Origin of the sequence: Agrobacterium sp. V1 (assembly GCF_030518355.1) — a bacterium.
In the GTDB taxonomy this organism is placed as follows: domain Bacteria; phylum Pseudomonadota; class Alphaproteobacteria; order Rhizobiales; family Rhizobiaceae; genus Agrobacterium; species Agrobacterium cucumeris.
This window is the reverse complement of sequence record NZ_JAULSF010000002.1, coordinates 221,226-243,892: the sequence shown is the minus strand read 5'-3', so window position 1 is coordinate 243,892 and position 22,667 is coordinate 221,226. Positions and strand designations below refer to the sequence as shown.

Here is a 22,667-nt window from a genome sequence, read left to right as displayed (position 1 = left end):
ATCTTATTCCTCCAGCTTTTTCGCCGGCACAGGCGCGTCGTCGTAACCGCCATAGACCGACTGATCGAAGGGGATCACCGCGCCCGTCATCATGCCGCTGTCGTCGGAGGACATCCAAAGGATGGCGCGGGCCACTTCGAGCGGATCGAGGATGCGCCCGAACGGCTTGGCCGCCGCCGCACGGTCGATGAAATCGGGATCACCGGTCTCGGAAAGGACAAGCTTGCGCTCGTGATCGGAATTCATCCAGCCGATATCGAGCTGGTTCACATGGATACGGTGGCGCATCAGCGAAAAGCCGGCATGGCGGGTGACGGTGGCAAGCGCGCCCTTGGACGCCGCATAGGGCGCAAGGAAAGGCTGGCCTGTCAGACCCGACATCGACCCGACATTAACGACACGACCCTCGATCCCCTCGCGGATCATCACCTTTGCCGCATCCTGAATGAGAAAGAATGGCGCACGCGTATTGACCGCGAACATCCGGTCGAAAAGCTCGGGCGTCGTGTTGAGCATGTTGCCGCGATCCGTCAGGCCCGCCGCGTTAACGAGGATATCGACCCGACCGAAGCGTTTGTCCGTCGCCGGAATGATGCTGCGGACATCATCGATATCGCCGAGATCGGCCGCCACCATCTCAACCGGCACGCCTGATTTCTGCGTGATGGCATCCGCGACCGCCTGTCCCTTTTCGATGCCGCGTCCGACAATGACGATTCCCGCCACGCCCGCCTGCGCAAACACCTGCGCAACCGCTGCACCCAGACCCTGGGTTCCGCCGGTAATAACGGCGATCTTTCCTTCAATACGGTTCATTTCACGACCTCATATCCAGCGGCGTCCATCACGCGCAGCAATTCCCTGTGCCCCTTGCGGGCCATGTCCAGCGGCGGGTTCCTGATCGGGTCCTGCTCCGCCTCAACCACGAACCAGCCCTCGTAACCTCTCGACGCCAATGCCTTGACGATCGCCCCGAAATCCAGGCTGCCATCGCCCGGCACGGTAAAGGCGCCCTTGATGACGGCATCGAGGAAACTCTCCCGGCTCCTGTCCAGCCCATCGACAACCTCACGCCGGATATCCTTGGTGTGGACATGGGTAACGCGTGCATGGTGGTTTTCGATGACACGCATGACATCGCCGCCCGCAAAGGCCATGTGCCCGGCATCAAACAGCAGGGGAACGGAGGAGTGCTTCATGAAGAGATCAAGTTCCGGCTCGGTCTCCACCACGGCCGCCATATGGTGATGGTAAGAAATCGGCATGCCCTTCGCCGCGCACCAGTCGGCAAAGTCGGACATCTTGCGGCCATAGGCCGCCATGCCGGCCTCGTCGAGCCGGGGCTTCGTGGCAAGCGGAGCGGAGCGCACGCCCTGAATGGAGCGCGCCGTTTCACCATAAACAATGCAGGGCGCACCGGCGGCGATGAAGAATTCCATCTGCTGCGCGATGCGGTCTTTCTCGGCCTCGATGTCACCATCCAGCAGCAGGCCGGAAAACCAGCCGCCGCACACCGATATGCCGTAACGGTCGAGGATCGGCCCGAGCTCCGCCATATCCATCGGAAACCGGCGCCCGGTCTCCATTCCGGTAAAGCCGGCTTCGCTTGCCTGCCTCAGGCATTCCTGAAGGCTCACATCATCGGAAAGCTCGGCAAGATCGTCATTCCACCAGGCGATCGGCGCGATACCAAGTCTTGCTTTCATCTCAGACCCCCACTCGCTGCGCCTTGCGGATGTTTTCCTGCGCGGCGCGGGCGGCACGCACGGTCTCGAAACTGGAGACGGAGGGAACACCGACATCCCAGTCGGCATCGCCCGGCACCCATTTCCAGGCATCGGAAACGATGGAGATGACAGTCACGCCATCATTGCCCTGCGCCCAGATCATCGCGTCTTCAAGATCGGCAAGGCTTTCGGCCCTGCGTGCATGAGCGCCCATGGCTTCCGCATGTTTGACGAAATCGACATGCAGCGGATTTTCCCTGTCCCTGACGCGGCAATCTGCCAGCAGATTGTTGAAGCCGGGAACGCCCTTGGCCTGCTGCAAACGGTTGATGACGGCATAGCCGCCATTATCGCAGACCACCACGATCATCCGGTGCCCGGTAAGCGCGGCTGAATAGATATCCGAGTTCATCATCATGTAGGTGCCGTCCCCCAGCATGACGATTGGAACGCCGCCGGTACCGCCCGGCCCTTCCTGCGCCATGGAGCAGCCCCAGCCGGCAGCGATTTCATAACCCATGCAGGAAAATCCGAATTCGCAATCGAACGTATTCGGGTTCTTGACCCGCCAGCCCTTGGTCACTTCACCCGGCGTTCCACCCGCCGCCGCAATCAGCGTATCTTCGGGCCGCGCAACCCGGCTCAGCACGCCAACCACCTGCGCATAGGACGGAACCGGCGCATTGGTGATGCGCTGGTGTTCGTCGAGCAGATTATCCCATTCGGCAAACAGCGTTTTGGCCCGCTGCATGTGGGTGGCATCGGCCTTGTAGGCTCCGAGCGCGTGGTCTAGATCGTCGATTGTCTCGAGCGCATCGCCGACCACGGAAAGCGCCCGGTGTTTCACCGCATCAAAGCGGGCGGCGTTGACGGAAATGAACTGCGCATCGCGGGAGAAAGCCGTCCAGGAACCCGTGGTGAAATCCTGAAGCCGGGTACCGATCGCCAGCACGACATCCGCATCCTTGGCCAGCGCATTCGCCGAGGTTGATCCGACGATGCCGATCGGCCCGGCATGGACCGGATGGTGATGGGTGAGCGCGCCCTTGCCGGCGATGGTTTCGACCACGGGAATGCCGCGCTTTGCAGCGAAATCGGCAAGGCGCTCTTCCGCCAGCGAATAACGCACGCCACCGCCGGAAATGATGAGCGGACGTTTCGCCTGCGCCAGCAGCCGGGCGGCAGTCGCCACAGCGTCACGGTCAGGACGCGGTCGCGGAATTTTCCAGACCTTCGGTTCAAAAAAGACCGCCGGATAATCAAAAGCGATTTCCTGCGTATCCTGCGCAAGACCGATGAAAACCGGGCCGCAATCGGCCGGATCGAGCATGGTGGCGACCGCCTGCGGCAGCGATTGCAGCAATTGTTCCGGCAGCACGATCCTGTCCCAGTAACGCACCACGGATTTGAACGCGTCATTAACGGTGAGTGTCGGATCGCCGAAATGCTCGACCTGCTGCAGAACCGGGTCCGGCAGGCGGCTTGCGAAGGTATCGCCCGCAATGAGGAGAACGGGCAGCCGGTTGGCCATGGCGACGCCGGCGGCCGTCACCATGTTCAGCGCCCCCGGCCCGATCGAAGTCGCAGCGACCATGATCTGCCTGCGCCTCTTTGCCTTGGCAAAGCCGATTGCGGCAAGCGCCATGGATTGTTCATTCTGCCCGCGCCAGGTCGGCAACTGGTCCTGCACCGTCTCCAGAGCTTCGGAAAGGCATGTGACATTGCCGTGCCCGAAAATGGCGAACACGCCCGCGAACAGGGGAACGCGCTCTCCGTCGATCTCGGTAAACTGGTTGCACAGGTAACGTACTAGCGCCTGGGCCATGGTCAGGCGTAAGGTCTTCGCGGTCATCTCGCCTCCTCCTGCGGATGGTTGTTGATATGTTTTTGGAATACATATTGACAAATTCTGTACTTTGCAATGATTATTGCCAAATACCTCGGGAGGAAAATTTCAATGCTGAGAATTGCAGTGCTTGGCGTGGGCCGTATCGGCCGCATGCATGCGGAAAACATCGTCGCTCATCCACGCGCGACATTGGCTGGTATCTTTGATGTATACGAGCCCTCGGCGAAAGAAATTGCCGAAAAGCTTGATGTGACACGATTTGAATCGGCCGAGGCGGTTTTTGCCTCGCCTGAGGTCGACGCCGTGCTGATCGCGACCTCAACGCCCACCCATGCGGATCTGCTGGAAAAGGCAGTTGCCGCCGGAAAACCGGTGCTTTGCGAAAAGCCCATCGATCTCTCCCTCGACCGCGTCAACGCCTGTGCAACAAAAATTGCCGGCAGCGGCGTGCCGATCATGCTCGGCTTCGTCCGGCGTTTTGACAGCGGACACCGCGCCGTGCGTGAGGCCGTCGAAAACGGAACGATAGGCGATCTGCATCAGGTCGTCATCACCTCGCGCGACCCCGGCATGGCGCCCGCCGCCTATATCGAAATGTCGGGCGGCATTTTCCGCGACATGACGATCCATGATTTCGACATGGCCCGCTTCATTCTGAGTGAAGAGATCAGCCAAGTCTCCGCCACCGGTTCGCGGCTGGTCGACCCGGCGCTGATGGAAAAATGCAGCGACTACGACACCGTGACCGTGGTGCTGAAAACCGCTTCGGGCAAACAATGCACGATCAGCAATTCGCGGCGCGCGGTTTATGGCTACGATCAGCGGGTGGAAGCCTTCGGAAGTGCCGGCATGGCGATTTCCGAAAACCGGACGCTCAATCACCTGCGCCTCCACACCGAAACCGGCACCGACCGGGCAGCACCGCTGATGAACTTCTTCATCGACCGTTATGCCGATGCTTTCGCAGCGGAAATCAGCGCCTTCGTCGATGCGGTGGAACAGGGCAAGGCACCGGAGGTCGGCTTCGAAGACGGCCGGCTGGCATTGCTTCTGGCCGAAGCGGCGATCCGCTCTGTCGCCGAGGGGCGCACCGTCAACACAAGCGAGATCGGGTAAACCATGTACGCGAATTTTGGACTTTTCATAGAAGGACGCTGGCTTGCCGGTGCCGCAACCGGCGAGGTTGTCTCTCCAGTCACCGGCGCTGCGCTCGGCAAGGTGACGCTTGCCAACGCCGATCAAACCCGCGATGCGATCGACGCGGCCGCTGTCGCCCTTCCGAAACTGCGCGCCATGGGCGGCTTCGCACGCGCCGAGGCGCTACACCGGGCCGCCGACGAAATGCTGCGCCGTGCTGACGAAGGCGCAACGATGATCTCGCTGGAGACCGGCAAACCGATTGCCCAGGCGGGTCGCGAATGGACGCTTTCCTGCGACCAGTTCCGCTGGTTCGCCGAAGAAGCACGCCGCATTTATGGCCGCATCGTCGACAGCCGGGTGCCCGGCGGACGATTTGAGGTGACCCGCGAAGCAGTCGGCATCATCGGCGCTTTCACCGCCTGGAATTTTCCGGCCGCCCTTCCGGCCCGCAAGCTTGCCCCGGCGCTCGCCGCCGGATGCCCCGTCGTGCTGCGCCCCTCATCCCAGACGCCCGGTGTCGCCATGGTCATGGTCGACTGCCTGAGGGCCGCCGGCTTTCCCGATGGCGCCGTTAACCTTGTTGTCGGCTCGACCGCCGATACCTATGGCCCGATCATGGCGGACAAGCGCGTGCGCAAGGTGTCGCTGACCGGCTCCACCCGGGTCGGCCAGCAAATGATCCGCGATGCGGCAGAGACCGTGAAGAAAGTGTCCATGGAACTGGGCGGCAACGCGCCTCTCATCGTCTATGACGACGCGGATCTCGACAATGTCCTCGACCTTACCGTGCCGACCAAATTCGCCAATTGCGGCCAGGTCTGCGTCACGCCGGATCGCATATTCGTTCACGAAAGCCTGCACGACGCCTTTGTCGATGGTTTCGTGGCCCGCGCGGCGAAGATCAAGCTTGGCGACGGGCTTGATACCGATACAGGAATGGGTCCGCTCATCAATGCCGGTCGCCTTGAGGACATCGAGGCGGTGGTCGCCGACGCCGTGCGCGCCGGTGCAAAAATCGCCCATGGCGGCAAACGCCCCCCACACCTGAACCACGGTTTCTTTTTCGAGCCCACCGTGCTGACCGGCGTGACAGACACGATGAAGGTTTTTGCCGAAGAAAATTTCGGTCCGATTGCCGCAATCACCCGCTTCAGCACCGAGGACGAGGTTCTGGAGCGGGCCAACGCCTCCGACATGGGCCTTTCCGCCTATGCCTTCACCCGTTCTCCGGACAGGGCACGGCGAACGGTAGCGGCACTGAAATCCGGCATGGTCGGCATCAACAGCTTCGCGCTCGCCGCATCCGAAGCGCCTTTCGGCGGCACGAACCATTCCGGCATGGGGCGTGAGGGTGGTATCGAGGGGATAAGCGATTATCTCGAAACCAAACTCGCCCAGATCGTCTTTTAGAGCATTTCCAGTAAAAGTGCGCAGCGGTTTTACGTCCGGAAAATGCGGAAAAACAAAGGGCTAGAGCACATCCGACGATTCCGTTTACGTGCTCTAGCGACAGACAACCTTGCAGGAGAATCCCATGCGGAAAAACAAGTTGAAGGAAATCTGGGCGGAGGGACGTCCGGTGCTGCATGGCTGGCTGTCCATTGCCAGCCCGTTCAGCGCCGAAATCATGGCGGCGCAGGATTACGACGCCATCTCCATCGACATCCAGCACGGCGCGGTCGACTACAAGGACGTGCTCGGCATGTTCCAGGCCATGCGCGCTTCCGACAAGGTGCTGATGGCGCGGGTGCCCTGGCTCGACCCGGCGTGGATATCCAAGGTTCTGGATGCCGGGGCTTATGGCATCATCTGCCCGATGATCAACAACCGGGCGCAGGCCGAGCAATTCGTTCGTTACATGCGCTACCCGCCGCTCGGGGAGCGCAGTTTCGGCCCCACCCGCGCCGTTTACGCCGCCGGCGGCAATTATGCCGCAGAAGCCAATGACGAAATCCTCGCCTTTGCGATGATCGAAACGGCAGAGGCGATGGACAATCTCGAAGAAATCGCCTCCACCCCCGGCCTCGACGGGATTTATGTCGGTCCCGCCGATCTCAGTTTCTCGCTTTCTAAAGGGCAACTGACACCTGCCTTTGACCGCGAGGAGCCCGAGGTCATCGACGCCATCAAGCGCATCCTCGATGCCTGCCACCGCAACGGCATCAAGGCGGCCCTCCATTGCGGCACAGCGGATTACGCGGCACGCGCGGTGGAATGGGGTTTCGACATGACCACCGTATCAGGCGATTCCCGCCTGCTGGCCGCTGCAGCGACGGAATCGACCGCGACCTGGCGCAGGCTGGTGGAAAAGACCGCCAAAAAAACCGATGGCAAAGGGGGGTATTGAATGCCGAACCTTCTCGTGGCCGGGAAACTTCATCCTTCCGGCGAGGCCATGCTCCGTGACCTGCCGGCCCTCGGCTTCTCCGTCCGCTATATCGAAGACGTTTCCGAAGCCTCCTACGCTCCCTTCATCGAAGAAGCGGATGCCATCGTCATTCGCACACAGCCACTTTCGGCAGCCACCATTGCCAGGGCCGGACGGCTGAAAGTGGTGTCCCGCCATGGGGTGGGTTACGATAGCGTCGATCTAGCCGAACTCAACCGGCGCAACATCGCGCTCACCATCGTCGGCGATGTCAATTCCGTCTCCGTCGCCGAACATGCGATGATGCTGCTGCTGGCGGCGGCAAAGCGAGCCATACTCGCCGACCGCGCGGTTCGCGAACCGGGGCAGTGGAGCTGGCGCAACAGGCTGGAGCAGCAGGAAATATCCGGCAAGAACCTTCTCATCCTCGGTTATGGCCGGATCGGGCGGCATCTCGCCAGAATGGCTTCGGGTTTCGGCATGCATATCCGCGCCTACGACCCCTACCTGCTGCAATCGGGATGGCCCGAAGGGCCGACAAGACCCGTATCGCTGGAAGAGGGCCTGCCCTGGGCCGACTATATTTCCGTACATATTCCCAAAGGGCCAAGCCCGGCAATCGGGGCCACCGAAATCGCTCTGATGAAACCCGGTGTCGTCCTGTCAAACACGGCCCGTGGCGGTGTCGTTTGTGAAAAGGCACTCAGCGAAGCGCTCGCCTCGGGTCATGTCGGTGCGGCCGGGCTTGATGTCTTCGACGACGAGCCGCCGGAAAGCTCCTCCCCGCTGCTGTCGCAGTTCAACACCGTCCTGTCGCCGCATATTGCCGGGCTTACGACGGAATGCGGGGAGAGGATGGCCATCGCTTCCATCCAGAACGCCGTCAATTATCTGAAAGGGACGATCGATCCCGGCCTCATCGTCAATCCGGAATTTGCCCATGTCTGAAAAACCCGTTCTACGCGTCGGCCTCATCGGCACCGGCTTCATGGGCAAAGCCCATGTCTTCGGTTTCGCCTCTGCCCATAAGGTCTTCGACCTCCCCTACCGGATCGAACTGCACACCGTTGCCGACATCACCGAAGATGCGGCTGCACGGGCAGCTGCGGATTTCGGCTTTGCCCATTCCACGGCGGACTGGCGCAGCATCATTACCGATCCGGATATCGACCTCGTCGACATCACCGCGCCGAACGCCCTGCACAAGGAAATGGCGCTTGCCGCGATTGCCGCCGGCAAACACGTCTATTGTGAAAAACCGCTGGCGCCGCTTGCTGCGGATGCCGGCGAGATGGCGGCAGCCGCGGCTGCGCGTGGCGTCAAAACACAAGTGGGCTTCAACTATCTCTGCAATCCCATGCTGCGGCTGGCGCGGGAAATGGTGGCGGCAGGCGAACTCGGCAAGATACGCGGTTATCGTGGTCTGCATGCCGAAGACTATATGGCCGACGCCGCAGGCACCTTCACCTTCCGCCACGATCCGGCCGGCGGCGGTGCGCTTGCCGATATCGGCTCGCACGCGCTTGCCACAGCCGAATTCCTGCTTGGTCCGATAACCGAAGTGATGGGGGATTGCGTGACGCTGATTGCCGAGCGGCCGGATGGCAAGGGCGGCACACGCAAGGTGGAAGTGGACGATGTGGGGCGCGCCTTCCTGCGTTTCGCCAATGGTGCGCAGGGCTCGGTCGAAGGCAACTGGATCGCCACCGGCCGCAAGATGCAGCATGATTTCGAGATCTACGGCGAAAAGGGTGCGCTTTACTTCACGCAGGAGCGGTTCAACGAACTGCATTTCTATTCCGCCGCCGACCCGGCCGGCCGCCGTGGCTTCCGCAAAATAGAGGCCTCTCCTGACCACGCGCCGTATGGCCGCTTCTGCGTCGCGCCCGGCCATCAGCTCGGCTTCAACGACCTGAAAGCCATCGAAATCGAGGGTTATCTCCGGGCGATCGCGGGACAGGCACCAGAGCCTTTCGGCTTCGCTGCCGGCCTGCGCATCCAGCGGCTGGTCGAGACGATCCAGCGCTCGTCATCCACCCGGCAATGGCTGGATGTCGCTGCCTGAAATCCCGGATTGAGCAGCGGGCTGCGGACCTTCATGCCTCTTGGAAAACCGCAATAAATATTGCAAGATCATGTCATGAAGCAACAACCGCAGCCCGTCGACCCTCCGAAAGATTACGAAGAACTGATCCGCCTCATCCATGATCGTCATGATCAGATGAGCAAGACCTATCAGCGGATTTCCGTTTATCTGACGCAGAACCCCAATGAAGTCGCCGTGCATTCGGTCAATACCATTGCCGAACGGCACAACATCCACGCCTCCAGCTTCGTGCGGTTTGCGCAGTCGCTCGGCTACAAGGGTTTCAAGGAACTCCAGGCGCTGTTCCAGAAACGGCTGGCGACGGCAGCTCCGGGTTTCGAGGCACGCGTGCGCGCGCTCGACGATGAATTGCAAAGCCGCGAGGATCGTTCGGAATACGGTTTCCTTCACGATCTTGTCGTCAGGGATATCGCCTCGCTACAGGATCTGCTCGAACGCATCAGCGCCGAGCAGCTCGGCACCGCCGCCGATCTGATCGAGGCCGCCGGTACAGTCTATCTCGTCGGCCAGCTGCGCTCCGCACCGGTGGCGGAGCTGCTGCGTTACATTCTCACCATGCTCGGCAAGCAATGTATCCTTCTCGATCCCGGCGGCGGGCTCGCCACCCATATGGCGCGAACGATGAAGACCGGTGACGTGCTGATCGCGGTGTCGTTCCGATTTTACGCGACGGAAGTGGTGAATATCGTCGAGGAGGCGGAAAGGATCGGTGTGCCGACCGTGGCGATTTCCGACAGTACCCTGTCGCCGCTGGCAAAATCGGCAAAGGTCCTGTTTTCGGTCCCCGAGCATGATTACAGCTTTTCCCGGTCTCTGGCCGCGCCGATGTGCCTTGCGCAGGCTCTGGCCGTCGCCGTTGCCGCCCGTGTTCAGAAGAACGAGACCGCGCCGCGCATTCCGACGGTGACCGGCCTCTAGACACCCACACTCAAAGCCCTGTCACGCCGTCCCAGATCAGCTTCACCGCCACCAGCGCCACGGACACATAGGTCAGCGGATAAAAGATCGAGGCGCGCATGTGGCGCACCGTCCAGGCGCCAAGCCATGTGGAGACGATAGCCAGCGGCACCATCAGGGCGGCGCGGCCGAGATTTTGCGCGCCGAAACCGCCAAGAGCCGCATAGGGCACGAGCTTCAGCACATTGGTAATGGCAAAGAACATCACATTGGTGCCGGTGAAAACCTTCGGGTCCATACGAAGCGGCAGCAAATAGACCTGCAGTGGCGGCGCGCCGGCATGGGCGACGAAACTGGTGTAACCCGCAAGCAGGCTCCAGAACCGCCCCGCCATCGGCCGCTCCTTCGCAACCGTCACCAGGACGCCCCTTGAAAGCACGACGCGCAGCACGAACACGGCCGAGACAAGGCCGACGATCAGGCGCACCACGGCATCCGAGGTGATCTCGGCGGTCATCCATCCAAGCCCGATGCCGAGAACGGCTGCCGGCAGAAGCTGGCGCATGATCCGCCAGTCGACCCATTTGCGCCAGGCGGCCACGCCGACCATGTCCATGACCACCAGAATGGGCAGCAGGATCGCGGCTGCCGTGACCGGTGACATCACCAGCGCCATCAGCGGTACGCCAAGCAGGCTCATGCCGCCGAGCCCGCCCTTGGAAAGCCCGACCAGCACGACGGCAAGCACGGTGACGCCCAGTTCCAGAGGAGAGTTGAAAAGGTTCAAGTGCATCTCCTCGGCATTGCCGCCGGCACCCCTGCCGGGGCACCGCGCGCATGGATATCAGCCCTTCCTGAGCCGGGCTTTTTGACGGTAGACATCAGCAACGACCGCGCTGACGATGATCAGTCCCTTGACGATCTCCTGATAGTAAGCATCCACACGCAGAAATGTGAAGCCCGACATCATCAGACCGAGGATCACCGTGCCGATAACGGTGCCGAAAATGCGTCCCCGCCCGCCGGAAAGGGATGTGCCGCCGATGACCGCCGCAGCGATGGCGTCGAGTTCATACATCATGCCCATGCCGGCCTGCGCCGTTTCCGCACGGGCAGCGGTGACGATGCCGGCGAGGCCCGCGAGCAGGCCGGCAATGGCATAGACCTTGACCAGATGCAGTTGGACATTAATACCGGACACCCGGGCCGCCTGCATGTTCGCGCCGATCGCATAGGTGAACTTGCCATAACGCGTATAACGCAGGGCAATGTGGAAGGTAACGGCGACGAGCAGGAAGATGACGACAGGCCATGCGCCCGAGCCGATCGACGCGAAGCTCTCGGTCGGGAAGGAGATCGGTTGCCCCTTCGTATACCACTTGGCGATGCCGCGTGCGGTCACCATCATGCCGAGTGTGGCGATGAAGGGCGGTATTCCCGTCACCGCGATGAGCATGCCGTTAACGATGCCGGCGATCAGGCCAAGACCGAGGCCGACGGCCAGCGGCACCACCACGGGCATATCGGTGAGCGCCGGATAGATCGCCCGGGCGAAATCGCTGCTTTGCGCAAAACTCATGGCGATCATGGCCGTCATCGCCACCACCGAGCCCGAACTGAGGTCAATGCCGCCGGTGATGATGACCTGAGTGACCCCGACGGCGATGATGCCGACGACGGAGACCTGCAGGATCATGATCGTCAGGCGCTGCGGGCTGCCGAGAAAGCTCTGCCCCTGCACGAACCAGCCGAGCAACTCAAATACAAGTGCGACGCCGATCAGCACGGTCAGAATATTCAGTTCCTGCGGCAGCTTGCGCCTTTTCCGTTCGACCGGTTCGGTCTGTACGCTATCCATGATTTTTCCTCCCCGGCATTGCCGCCGTCGCAGCCTCAGCGGGCCGCCAGTTCCATGATTTTGACTTGGTCCGCTTCGGCGCGATCGAGAATCCCGGTCATATGCCCCTCATGCATCACGACAATCCGGTCGGACATGCCGAGAACCTCCGGCAGTTCCGACGAGATCATGATGACGGCGACACCTTCCTTCGCCAGGCTGGAAATCAGGCGATGGATTTCCGCCTTGGCGCCGACATCGATGCCGCGCGTCGGCTCGTCGAGAATGAGGATTGCCGGTTTCGTCAGAAGCCAGCGGGCGATCAGCACCTTCTGCTGGTTGCCGCCGGACAGGTTTTCGATCCGCTCGTCGAGATCGGGCGTCTTGATGCGCAGTGCCTTCTTCATGTCGTTGCACAGCACCGTCAAACCGCGCTCATCGACACAACCCATCGCCGCATGGCCATTCTGGAGGGCCGCGATCTGCATGTTTTCGAGGATCGAAAGCGGCAGAAAACAGCCGGTTGCCTTGCGGTCTTCCGTCAGCAGCGCCATGCCCCTGCGCATCGCATCCGCCGGCGAATGGATCGTGACCGGGGCGCCGTTGATGCGGATGGTCCCTTCGCTCGCCGGCACCACCCCGAAAATCGCTTCGGCGACGTTGGAACGGCCGGATCCCACCAGCCCCGCCACGCCGAGGATTTCACCACGATGCAGATCGAAGGAAATACCGCGGAAAACACCGGACAAGCCGAGATCACGGACCTCGAGAACCACGTCGCCGATCGATGCCACCTGCTTGGGAAACATGTTGGTGATCTCGCGTCCGACCATCATTTTTATGATGTCGTCGCGCGTGACATCGGTGCTCGCATGGGTTCCGACATATCGCCCGTCCCGAAACACCGAAAACTCGTCGGCGATCTCGAACAGCTCGTTCATCTTGTGGGTGATGTAGACGATGCCGATATTGCGTGACCGCAGGTCGCGGATGATATCGAAGAGATGCGCGACCTCGGACTCCGTCAGGGCCGATGTCGGCTCATCCATGATGAGCACGCTGGACTGGTAACTGACGGCCTTGGCGATTTCGACCATCTGCCGCTGCGCCACCGTCAGCGTGCTGACCTCCGCCGCCGGATCGATATTGATCTTCAGCTGGTTAAACAGCGCCTGCGTCTCCGCCAGCATTTTCGCATGGTCTATGAGGCCGAGGCGGTTTTTCGGCTCGCGGCGGATCCAGATGTTCTCCGCCACGCTCATCCAGTCCATCAGCGCCAGTTCCTGATGGATCATGGCGATGCCGCGCTCCAGCGCATCGCGGGGACTTTTGAGGCGGACGTCTTCTCCCCGCAGCCTGACAGTACCGGCATCCGGGCTGTAGATACCGGCGATGATCTTCATGAGCGTCGACTTGCCAGCGCCATTTTCGCCCATCAGCGCGTGCACGGAACCGGGGCGCAGCCGAAACTGCACATCATCCAGCGCAACGACACCCGGAAATTCCTTGCGCACCCCCTCGATTTCGAGAAGGTAGGGGCCGGCGGCCTGCTTGAAGCGTTCGATCGCCTCTAAGGTGGTTGTGGAAATCATATCTCACCCGTCCTTTATCCGGCCGGTGGCCGGGCCGTGATTTGCTGTGCCGGCGACCGAGGCAATGCCCGGTCGCCGGTCACAAATCAGTTGTTGGACTTGTATTGAGCAACATTGGCGGGGGTGACGAGTTCAAAGGGCACATCAACCTTGTGCTCGAATTTTTCGCCGCGTGCGATTTTAAGGACGGTATCGAGAGACCCTTCGCCTTGCCCCTTGGCGGACTGATAGACGGTGACGTCAAGGTCGCCCGCTTCCATCGCCGCCAGCGCATCCTGCGTTGCATCAACACCGGCGACGATGACATCCTTCATGCCGACACCGGATGATTTCAACGCCTGGATCGCGCCGAGCGCCATCTCGTCATTGTTTCCAAGGACGATGGTCGGCTTCATTCCGGATGTGATCCAGTTCGTCATCAGGTCCATGGCGGGGGTGCGCATCCAGTTCGCGGTCTGCGCATCCAGCACCTTGATGTCCTTGCAGGCATCGCTTTTGAGGACACGTTCAGCCGCCGCGGTGCGGCCGCGCTGGCCGGTGGTGCCGAGTTGCCCCATGAGAATGACCGCATCGCCCTTGCCGCTAGCAAGCTTGCAAACCTCTGTTGCCTGCAATTCGCCGGCCTGCTCCTCATTGGAACCGACCCATGCCTGCTTTTCCGGGAATTTTTCCATATTGGCCGGCAGCATGTTCACGAAGACCAGTGGAATACCCGCCTGATCAGCGATCTTCGACATCGCCCTGCCGGAATCCGCATCCACCAGCATGGTGATGATGCCATCAACGCCGGCCGCCACGAAGTTTTCGATCTGCGACTGCTGGCGGGCGATATCGCCCTGCGCATCCTCCATCTGGACTTCGACGCCGAGGTCCTTGGCATGGCGCTGAATGTTGTGACGCAATACGGTGAGATAATTGTCGTCAAAGAGCGACATTGCCACGCCGATCTTCTCGGCATGGGCAGCGTTTGCCATCAGGGCGCAGAATGCGGTTGTGATTACGATTTTTTTGATCACGAGATTTTTTCCTCCTCTTTTCCCCGCACGTGACGAATGTGTGCGATCACCCAAACCGGCGGCTCCCGGCCGTCTCCAGGCATGGCTTCGCCGGTGACGGATGCAGCAGCAAAATCCGCCTCAAGCGAAGTCATGTCCTGTCGATCAGTCGAAACGGCAGCACTGTTTGCGCGCAGCTTTAGTGCTGCGCCCGTCTCTCCCATGCGCCCGGGTATTTTCCGGGCGCAGTTTCAACATAGCGGGATGGAACGGGATTCGCAACAAAAATTGCAGAATTTATATACGGCAATAAAATTTCCAAAATCTCACTCGTGGGCCACCGACCACCATACCCCGGAAGATGATTGGGGAGAGCGCCGGGCCCGGATGCCGCGGCTTCGCCGACCGCACCGCACGACTGGAGCATTGCCGCATTTCCGGAGGGAAACCCGGGAGCCACTTTTCCTGGATATGCTCCATATCGTTTTTGGGGAACGGCAGTTGAAAGCGGCACCGTCAGGCCGCAAAACTCACTCGACGAAAATCCGCACGCTCGAGGCGCGGCCATCGGCATCGATCACCGTGAGGGTGGAAAACCCTTGCCCCTCGGGTCGCCACTCGCTGTTGCGGCGATGGGAAGCGTCGGGCAGAGGCATGCCATTCGCGAGCCAACGGAAGGGAGCGCGCCCGCCTTGCAGCTTCAGCACCAGCGGTGAAATGCCCGACTGGCCGGAAAGCTCCACCCTTGCTCCTTCCGGCGGATAAACGATGCGCGGGGCGCTTTCGCGTCTCGAGGCCGAAAGCAGGCCGCTTGCGGTCAGGGTGAAACGCCGCTGGTTGGCGGGAAGGTCGGTGACGGCAACACGCGCGACACCGGAGGGTGCGCCCGGCATCGGCGTGATTGCCACACCGGATTTTGCGAAGGCCTCGAACAGGATCGGGGCCGCTGTCACGTAACCGGCAATACCCGGCACCGCGCCATTATCAGCCCGACCGGCCCAGACGCCGATCACGTGCCGCCCGTCATAACCCACAGACCAGGCATCACGATAACCGTAACTCGTGCCTGTCTTGTAGGCGATGCCGCGCTGTTTCATACCGAGCGGCGGCAGAACGCCGGAAAGTATGTCAGAGACATTCCAGATTGCAGCATCGGAAAACAGCCGGTCACCGGCAAGGCGCTCAGGGACTGAGCGGACGCCGTCGCCCAACCGCACGGGATCACCGCTGCCGGCAAGCCCGGCATAAAGCTGCACCAGATCAACCAGCGAGATACCCGCCCCGCCAAGCGCAATAGCAAGTCCGGGCGCCTCGCTTGACGGCAGCACCAGCCGGACGCCCGCCCGCCGGAACCGCACCATCAGCGCCGATGGGCTGACCGCATCCAGCAGCTTGACGGCGGGTACGTTGAGCGACAATTGCAACGCCTGCCGGATGCTGACATCGCCCTGATAATGCATATCGAAATTGCGCGGTCGATAACCGGAAAAATCGGCAGGGCGATCCTCGATGATGGTTTCCTGCCCGACAAGACCGTCTTCAAAGGCAAGGCCATAGATGAACGGCTTGAGGGTGGAACCCGGCGAGCGCACCGCCCGGCTCATCTCGACGAAACCACGCCTCGCCGTATCGAGATAATCCGCCGAGCCGACCTCCGCGAGAATATCACCGGTCTGCGCGTCGGCCATGACGATCGCGACGGAAACCTTGTCGCCCAGCTTTTCCGCCGCATGGCGGGCAACCCCCTCGAGCTCCCGCTGGATCGGCAGTTTCAGCGTCGAGCGCGCCTCTGTGATATTCGCAAATTTCGCCCGCGCGGCGACGGCCATATGCGGCGCATAAGCCGGCAGGTCGCGCCGGCTGGCGGGCACGGCGGAAAGAGACGCCCGCTCCGCTTCCCCTTCCCCCACCACGCGTTCGACGGCAAGCCGTTGCAGCACCCGCTCGCGCGCCTGCCTTGCCGCTTCCGGAAAACGGTCCGGACGACGTTTCTCCGGCAGCTGCGGCAGCGCCACCAGCAGGGCCGCCTCCGCCGTATCGAGCCGGCCTGGTTCCTTGCCGAACCACGCGAGGCTGGCGGCCCTGACGCCTTCGAGATTGCCGCCATAGGGCGCGATATTCAGATAGAGATCGAGGATATCAGCCTTGTCGAGCCGTCTTTCGATCTGGAGCGCCCGCATGGCCTGCAGCAATTTTGCCGAGAATGAGCGGTCGGCACGCGGCTCGATCAACCGCGCCACCTGCATGGAAAGAGTCGAGGCGCCTGAGACGATCCGGCCGTTGCTGGCCAGTTGCCAGGCGGAGCGCATAAGGGCCCATGGGTCGACCCCGTGATGATCGTAGAACCGCTGATCCTCATAAGCGACCAGCATACGCAGGAACTGCGGATCGACCTCGGCTGCAGTCGTTTTCAGCCGCCAGCGGCCATCCGCTGTCGCAAAGGCGCGCAACAGCTTGCCGTCGCGGTCCAGCACCTCGAAGGATCGTTGCTGCGCAGCCTCCAGCGGCGGCGGATAGGCCTTGTCCAGTGCATCAAGACCGAAGGCCGCGCCGCCGAGAAGCAGCGCGGCTGACACGATGCCGACGATGATCGCCTTCCGTCGCCTCATGGGTTTGCCGAGCGCACCTCCATGCGGCCGGTTGCCGTGCGGGCGGCAAATTGCGGCCGGTACATATCTTCAACCGAGGCTGCCGGATGGTCATAGGTGCCCGGAGTAACGGCGCGGACGACATAGGCAAGCGTGATCTCCGAACTGTCGCCGGCCGAGCGGTCGAAGGCCGCCACGAAGCGGTCGTAGCGGAATTCGGTATGGGCCGCTTCCGTTTCCGGCAACCAGTCGAAATTCGAAAGCGCTGCCGAATTGACGAGGCTCGGATTGTCGATTTCGAAACCGGAGGGCAAGAGATCCGTCACGAGAATGCGCGACTGCCAGTTATTTTGCGGCACGACGTTCAGCACCGCGACATAACGCTCGTTTTGCGTGACCTCGCTCGGGTTCACCTCCTCGCCATCCATGGAATAATAGGTGCGGGTGATGGTGAAGCCTTCGCCGCCCGCCGCAAGCGGTTGGGCCGGCGGCGCCACGGTGGTGACAACAGCCGTGACCGGATCGGCCGAGGCATTGGCGATCTTCAAGGGAGCGGCCAGCAATTCATCGCCGCTCATCCGCTTGCCGAAACCGCCGGTCTGCAGATCACCGTTCACGTCGAGGCGGATATCCTTGTCCTCGCCTTTGACGGCACGGGCGGCCAGCAGCATCCAGGCCTGTTCCTGCGTGCTGGTATAGGGCTTCTTTTCCCATTCCTTGGCCACCGCACCGGCAAGCTGCGGCACGACGGCCGGAACCGGACGGCTTTCGGCCGCAAGCGCCAGCGTCGCAGCGCCGTCACGCAGCGCAGAGCCATAATCTGCCCGAGCCAAGCTGACATTGGTGGCACGGCTTGCCATATCGAGCGAAGCGCCGAACACACTCTTTGAACGGGCCTGATCGCCATAAAGCGAAAGGGCGGCGGCAACCTGCGCCTTGGCAAGCGGCGTCGGGAAATCGGCAAGCGCCGTATCGGCGTAATAACGCAGATCGTTGATCGCCGCCTTGCGGTTGCGTGCCAGCACATAAAGCGAATAGGCAATCTCGTTACCGCGATCCTTGACGTTGCTGTCATAGGAAAGACCGTTCTGCAGATTGTTCAGCGCCTGCACCATGGCCGCTTCGGGAACATCGTAACTCTGCTCGCGGGCGCGGGTCAGGAAGTCGCTGATATAGGCATCGAGCCACAGATCGCCATAACCCGGCGACCAGAGGCCAAAACTGCCGGAACTGGACTGGAAGGACAGCACCCGGTAGATCGCCTCCTGCACCCGCTTGCGGGTATCGGGGTCTTCGGCCATGCCGCTATCCTTCGTCAGCTCCGAAAGGTAGAGCAACGGCAAAGCACGGCTCGTCGTCTGCTCGGCGCAGCCGTAAGGATATTTGTCCAGCATCATCACCAGCGCCGGAATATCAAAGGCGGGCGAGCGCGTGACGTTGACGGCGACGGAGGAGCCGAGCAGCATGCTGTCGGCCAGAAGATCGCCGTTGATCGTCAGGCTGCTGTTCGGCGCGATCTTGATTTCGCGCCGCGTTGTGACGGGCAGAACGGCCGGGCGCACCGGAACATTCAGAACCTGCTCCAGCGAGACACCCGCAGCATTGGAAACCTTGATGGTGATTGCGCCATTGCCGGGCTGTTCGCCCGTCAGCGGAACGGTCAGCGACGACTTGCCGCCCTTTTGCAGCGCCAAGGTCTGCGACATCTCGCCCTGATCAACCGTCAAGGCCGTGTTGCTTGTGACATCCAGCCGGTAATCGCCGGCCTCGCCATCGGTATTGGCGATATCGAGCCGCAACTGCGAGACATCGCCGGGCGCGAGGAATTTCGGCGCGCTGGCCGTGACCACGACGGGATCGCGGATGACAGCATCGGAAACCGCATGGCCAACACCCGTTTTCGTCCAGGCCACCGCCATGATGCGCGCTGTGCCGTTGAACTGCGGAATATCGAAGCTCACCGTCGCCTTGCCGTCACCGTCGAGTTCGACCGGACCGGCAAAGAAGGCCACCAGCTTTTCGGTGGGCGGGCTGCCCTGAAGGGCGGCGCCTGCGCCATCACCACCGGTGCGCAACCGGCCGGTGGTACCAAGCGAACCGTCAATCAGGCGGCCATAGAGGTCACGGATTTCCAGCCCCAGCCGGCGCTGGCCGAAATACCATTCATCCGGCTTCGGCGGCTCATAGCGGGTGAGGTTCAGGATGCCGACATCCACGGCCGCAACGATGGCATAGGCCTTTTCGCCGACACCAGCGCCCGCAACCGTGATCGGAATTTCAAGCGGCTGGCGCGGCAGCGTCTTCTGCGGCGCGCCGAGGGTGACGGCCAGCTTGCGCTCGGCCGGATCGACGGCAAGCCATTTGATGCCGATGGCGCGCATCGGCATGCGGCTTTCCTGCGCATCGCCGGGCCGGAACAGCGTGGCCGTGACGTAAGCCCCCGCACCCCATTCCTCGGTGACCGGAATGTCGATTTCGCCGCCATCCGCGCCGATCTCGGCATTCTGAACGGAAATCAGCTTCTCTGAACCGGACGTAATCATCAGCTCGCCGGCAAAACGCGAGGAAACCTTGAGCTTCGCCGTATCGCCGATCTTGTAGCTCTGTTTGTCGAGAGCGATTTCCAGCGCATCCGGCGTTTCCGTCGAGCTTGCCTCAACATAGAAACCGGCATCGAATTCAACGCTGGAAACAGGTGCGCCATTGCCGGCACCCTCCACTTCCAGCCGGTAGCGGCCCCAGGTGACCGGCACGGAAATCTCGCCGCCATTGGCATCGACGGACAAGCTGCCGGCTTCCTGCTGCTTGGTATATTCCACCGGCTCGTAACGCCAGGAATTGCCCTGACGATACCATTGATAGTTACGCTCGACCTTGATGAGCTTCCAGTTGAGGCCGCTCATCGCCTGTTTTACGCCATCGGCATCAACGCCGATGATGTGGAAACGGCCGACGGAATTCTGGGCGAGGTCGCCCGAAAATTGCGGCTTGATGCCGATGACAGAGGCTTCCGCCTTGATAGGCAGCGTCAGCGAGCGCTCCACGGCACGTCCACCCGCCTCCTGCATGCGCACGGTGATGTTGGCGGAAAGCAGCTGCGTGGTGGAGGGCAGGTCGGTGAGATCGACATTGAAGCTCGCCTTGCCCTCTTCGTCCAGAACCGGCAGATCGGCAAGCGTGGTGCGGTTTTCCTCTTCGCTTTCCTCATCGGCCAGACCAAAGAAATAACCTTCGAAATCGGCGCTGGTGCGCGTCGGCTTGATCGCGACCTCGCCTTCCAGCGTCAGGCCGGCAGCGGGCGCGCCATAGAGATAACGGCCATCGACGTCGATTGCCGTTTCCGCAGCCGGGTCGATCTGTTTTGCCTTGCTGGAAAGATCGAACTCGGTGCGATCAGGCACGAAATCATCGACGAGGAAGCTCTTTTCGCTGATGGCAGCCGTCTTCGGGTCGGTATGGATGCGCATCGTCCAGGTGCCGCGCATGGCATTTGCCTGCAACGGCAGATCGACCGCATGGCCGCCCAGCGCCATGCCGTCGCTGACGAAACGCCGGTCCTCGACACCGTCAGGGCGCGAGAAGATGAAAGTGAGCGGAAGATCCTCGATTGCCTTGCCGTCGACGTCGCGGGCAAGCGCTGCGGCGTGCACGGTCTCGCCGGCGCGGTAAATGCCGCGTTCGGTCCAGCTGAACACATCGATCGCGCCGGGTGCCGCACGTCCCGTCACGCCACGATCCGAGAGGTCGAAGCCGGCGCGGGTCATGTCGAGGAACACGTAGTCCTTGTCGCCGTTGCGTGCGGTGAGGATTGCGGGCGCCTGCGCAGCGGTGCCGCGCATCAGGCCGGCGGAAAACACCGCGCGGCCGTCCGCATCGGTCTTAGCCGTGCCAAGCACCTCATTGTTTTTGGCAAGCAGCTGCAAATCCACGTCGGCGAGCGGCTTGGCGCTGCCAAGGGCGCGGACGAAGACATTGAGCCCATCGGTTCCGGCATAGGTGGTGATACCGGTATCGGATACGAGGAACCATTGCGTGGCGCGGGAATCCCATGTTTCCGGCGCGGTGCCGGGCGGCACGGCAGTCAGCACATAGATGCCGGGTTTCCGCTCCGGCAAAGCTTCATCCACCGGGAAGCTCGTCACCACATCCTTGTTGAGATCCGGCTGGATATCGACCGCGCCCTGCCAGACGAGTTCGCCGATTTCGTTTTCGATGCGGTCGGCGTTGTAACCGTCCATCTGCGTCAGAAACTGCGAGTTGGAAAGAAGCGAGGTGATGTTGCGATCACCGACGCGATAGAGCTTCAGATCGGCCTTGTCGGCATTAACGGAGACGATCGGAATGCCGCGGCGCGCAGTACCCGGCAGTACGAAATTTTCACCCGTGAAGCGCACGCTGGCGGCGCGGTCACGCACGTAAATATCGAGATTGACCTGCTTTTCCAGAGGCTCTTCCACCGAAGACGGCAGGCCGGCGCGCAGCGCTATCTTGTAGCGCTGGCCATGGGTCAGGCCTTCCACGCAGATCTCGCTGCCCTTCGCTTCGATGGCCTTGGGGGCTGCCCCATCCAGCGTGATGAAGGAGGAATAATCGACGCCGTTCTTCACCAGCGGTTCGGAAAACTGCACGCAGGCGCGCGGGCTGACGCTATCGGTATCCACGGTGTTGTTGATGACGCGGAAACCCTGACGCGTGCGCAGATCGGCATAGGCCGCCTTTGTCTGTGCGTTGTCGGTGAGCGCAAGGCTGTCCTTATAGGAATTGAGTGCCGCGCGATAATTCTGGGTTCGCTCAAAAGCCTTCGCCAGCCGGTTCAGGGCCTCGGTGCGGGCGCTGACCGTGCGGCTCAGCTGATAGGCGTTGATGGCGGCAGACGCCGCCTGCCCGGCAATCGAATAATTATCCGTGACCTGCGCCGCCTTTTCCGACAATTCCGCCCAGAGTGCGCCATCATCAGGCGTGATGGCTAGAGCCTGCTTATAGGTCGTGACCGCATCGGCAACATTGCCAGCGGCTGCCTGTTGCCGCGCCGTCTGCACAAGGGCTTCCAACCCCTGTTCGTCACCGTCACTGGCAGCAAGGCCGGATTTCAGTCGGCGGGCTTCCTGCTGCAGGCTGTCCGTCACGAAGGAAAGGCGTTGCGGCGCACCGATATCGGCTTCCGTCGCCACTTCCACGATCTTGCCGGCAACTGCACCGGGGAAAGCGTTCAGCTGGTTGAAATCCGATTTGAGGAAGCACCATTTCACCTTGGGATTGTAGGTAAAGGCCTTGCAGGCAGCGTCGCCGACGCAAATCTCGCCGCATTGTTCCAGCGAGACATTCTGCTCCGTCCGAAGATCGAAGCCGAAATAATCGCCGTTTTGCGTGGTTACCACTTTCCGCGAAGGTTCGGCCGCCGTGGCCGGGAGAAAAATCAGGGCGGTAGAGACCGCAACCAACGAAATCCGGACGAGCGCGCGCAACGACATCAGTATTCTCCCGCAACAGACATGTCGGGCGGGACTCTGGTCAAATCCACGCATGGTTGTCAACGCATCTTCGTCAATTCGCAACAGGAGGATGCG

16 protein-coding genes are annotated in these 22,667 nt (G+C 61.6%); 6 read left to right on the top strand and 10 right to left on the bottom strand.

Annotated elements, in window-relative coordinates; all coding sequences use genetic code 11:
- Positions 1–3 precede the first annotated feature (3 nt).
- From QSV77_RS15265 to iolD, 3 genes are read right to left on the bottom strand one after another with little or no spacing between them, the layout of a single operon-like run.
- Positions 4–816 carry an SDR family oxidoreductase gene (locus QSV77_RS15265; RefSeq protein WP_302734120.1) on the bottom strand — a complete coding sequence of 271 codons (813 nt, stop codon included), beginning with the start codon at positions 814–816 and terminating at the stop codon, positions 4–6.
- Positions 813–1,706: a myo-inosose-2 dehydratase gene (iolE, locus tag QSV77_RS15260; RefSeq protein WP_302734119.1), complete on the bottom strand. Its 894-nt coding sequence runs from the start codon at positions 1,704–1,706 to the stop codon at positions 813–815. Before iolE ends, QSV77_RS15265 begins: the two co-directional genes overlap by 4 nt.
- Position 1,707: 1 nt before the next feature.
- Positions 1,708–3,579: a 3D-(3,5/4)-trihydroxycyclohexane-1,2-dione acylhydrolase (decyclizing) gene (iolD, locus tag QSV77_RS15255; protein ID WP_302734118.1), complete on the bottom strand. Its 1,872-nt coding sequence runs from the start codon at positions 3,577–3,579 to the stop codon at positions 1,708–1,710.
- Between the two features lie 105 nt (positions 3,580–3,684).
- On the opposite strand from iolD, the gene iolG reads away from it, so the two are divergent.
- The 6 genes from iolG to QSV77_RS15225 all read left to right on the top strand — a co-directional run bounded on the left by iolG (position 3,685) and on the right by QSV77_RS15225 (position 10,109).
- Positions 3,685–4,692 carry an inositol 2-dehydrogenase gene (gene iolG / locus QSV77_RS15250; protein ID WP_302734117.1) on the top strand — a complete coding sequence of 336 codons (1,008 nt, stop codon included), beginning with the start codon at positions 3,685–3,687 and terminating at the stop codon, positions 4,690–4,692.
- 3 nt (positions 4,693–4,695) lie between these two features.
- On the top strand, positions 4,696–6,126 hold the full coding sequence (locus QSV77_RS15245) for an NAD-dependent succinate-semialdehyde dehydrogenase (protein ID WP_302734115.1): 1,431 nt from the start codon (positions 4,696–4,698) through the stop codon (positions 6,124–6,126).
- Between the two features lie 124 nt (positions 6,127–6,250).
- Positions 6,251–7,063, top strand: a complete 813-nt coding sequence (locus QSV77_RS15240; protein ID WP_127755588.1) for an HpcH/HpaI aldolase/citrate lyase family protein — start codon at positions 6,251–6,253, stop codon at positions 7,061–7,063.
- Positions 7,064–8,032 (top strand): hydroxyacid dehydrogenase, encoded by a 969-nt coding sequence (locus tag QSV77_RS15235; RefSeq protein ID WP_302734114.1) that lies wholly within the window; start codon positions 7,064–7,066, stop codon positions 8,030–8,032.
- On the top strand, positions 8,025–9,149 hold the full coding sequence (locus tag QSV77_RS15230) for a Gfo/Idh/MocA family protein (protein ID WP_302734113.1): 1,125 nt from the start codon (positions 8,025–8,027) through the stop codon (positions 9,147–9,149). Before QSV77_RS15235 ends, QSV77_RS15230 begins: the two co-directional genes overlap by 8 nt.
- A gap of 75 nt (positions 9,150–9,224) precedes the next feature.
- On the top strand, positions 9,225–10,109 hold the full coding sequence (locus tag QSV77_RS15225) for a MurR/RpiR family transcriptional regulator (RefSeq protein WP_110758040.1): 885 nt from the start codon (positions 9,225–9,227) through the stop codon (positions 10,107–10,109).
- A gap of 10 nt (positions 10,110–10,119) precedes the next feature.
- Here the strand turns inward: QSV77_RS15225 and QSV77_RS15220 are convergent, their stop codons facing one another.
- The 7 genes from QSV77_RS15220 to QSV77_RS15190 form a co-directional block, all read right to left on the bottom strand.
- Positions 10,120–10,875 (bottom strand): sulfite exporter TauE/SafE family protein, encoded by a 756-nt coding sequence (locus QSV77_RS15220; RefSeq protein ID WP_237681410.1) that lies wholly within the window; start codon positions 10,873–10,875, stop codon positions 10,120–10,122.
- Between the two features lie 57 nt (positions 10,876–10,932).
- Positions 10,933–11,946 (bottom strand): ABC transporter permease, encoded by a 1,014-nt coding sequence (locus QSV77_RS15215; RefSeq protein ID WP_046799878.1) that lies wholly within the window; start codon positions 11,944–11,946, stop codon positions 10,933–10,935.
- 35 nt (positions 11,947–11,981) lie between these two features.
- The gene (locus QSV77_RS15210; protein ID WP_302734112.1) at positions 11,982–13,517 is read right to left on the bottom strand and encodes a sugar ABC transporter ATP-binding protein; all 1,536 of its coding nucleotides are present in this window, start codon (positions 13,515–13,517) and stop codon (positions 11,982–11,984) included.
- An 86-nt stretch (positions 13,518–13,603) separates the two neighbouring features.
- Positions 13,604–14,530: a substrate-binding domain-containing protein gene (locus tag QSV77_RS15205; RefSeq protein WP_161991693.1), complete on the bottom strand. Its 927-nt coding sequence runs from the start codon at positions 14,528–14,530 to the stop codon at positions 13,604–13,606.
- Complete coding sequence (locus QSV77_RS15200; protein ID WP_302734111.1) at positions 14,530–14,736, bottom strand: hypothetical protein; 207 nt, start codon at positions 14,734–14,736, stop codon at positions 14,530–14,532. Before QSV77_RS15200 ends, QSV77_RS15205 begins: the two co-directional genes overlap by 1 nt.
- 306 nt (positions 14,737–15,042) lie before the next feature.
- Positions 15,043–17,121 (bottom strand): penicillin-binding protein 1C, encoded by a 2,079-nt coding sequence (gene pbpC, locus QSV77_RS15195; RefSeq protein ID WP_302734110.1) that lies wholly within the window; start codon positions 17,119–17,121, stop codon positions 15,043–15,045.
- A complete protein-coding gene (locus QSV77_RS15190; RefSeq protein ID WP_302734109.1) occupies positions 17,118–22,571 on the bottom strand; it encodes an alpha-2-macroglobulin family protein in 5,454 nt (1,817 codons plus the stop codon). Before QSV77_RS15190 ends, pbpC begins: the two co-directional genes overlap by 4 nt.
- Positions 22,572–22,667 lie beyond the last annotated feature (96 nt).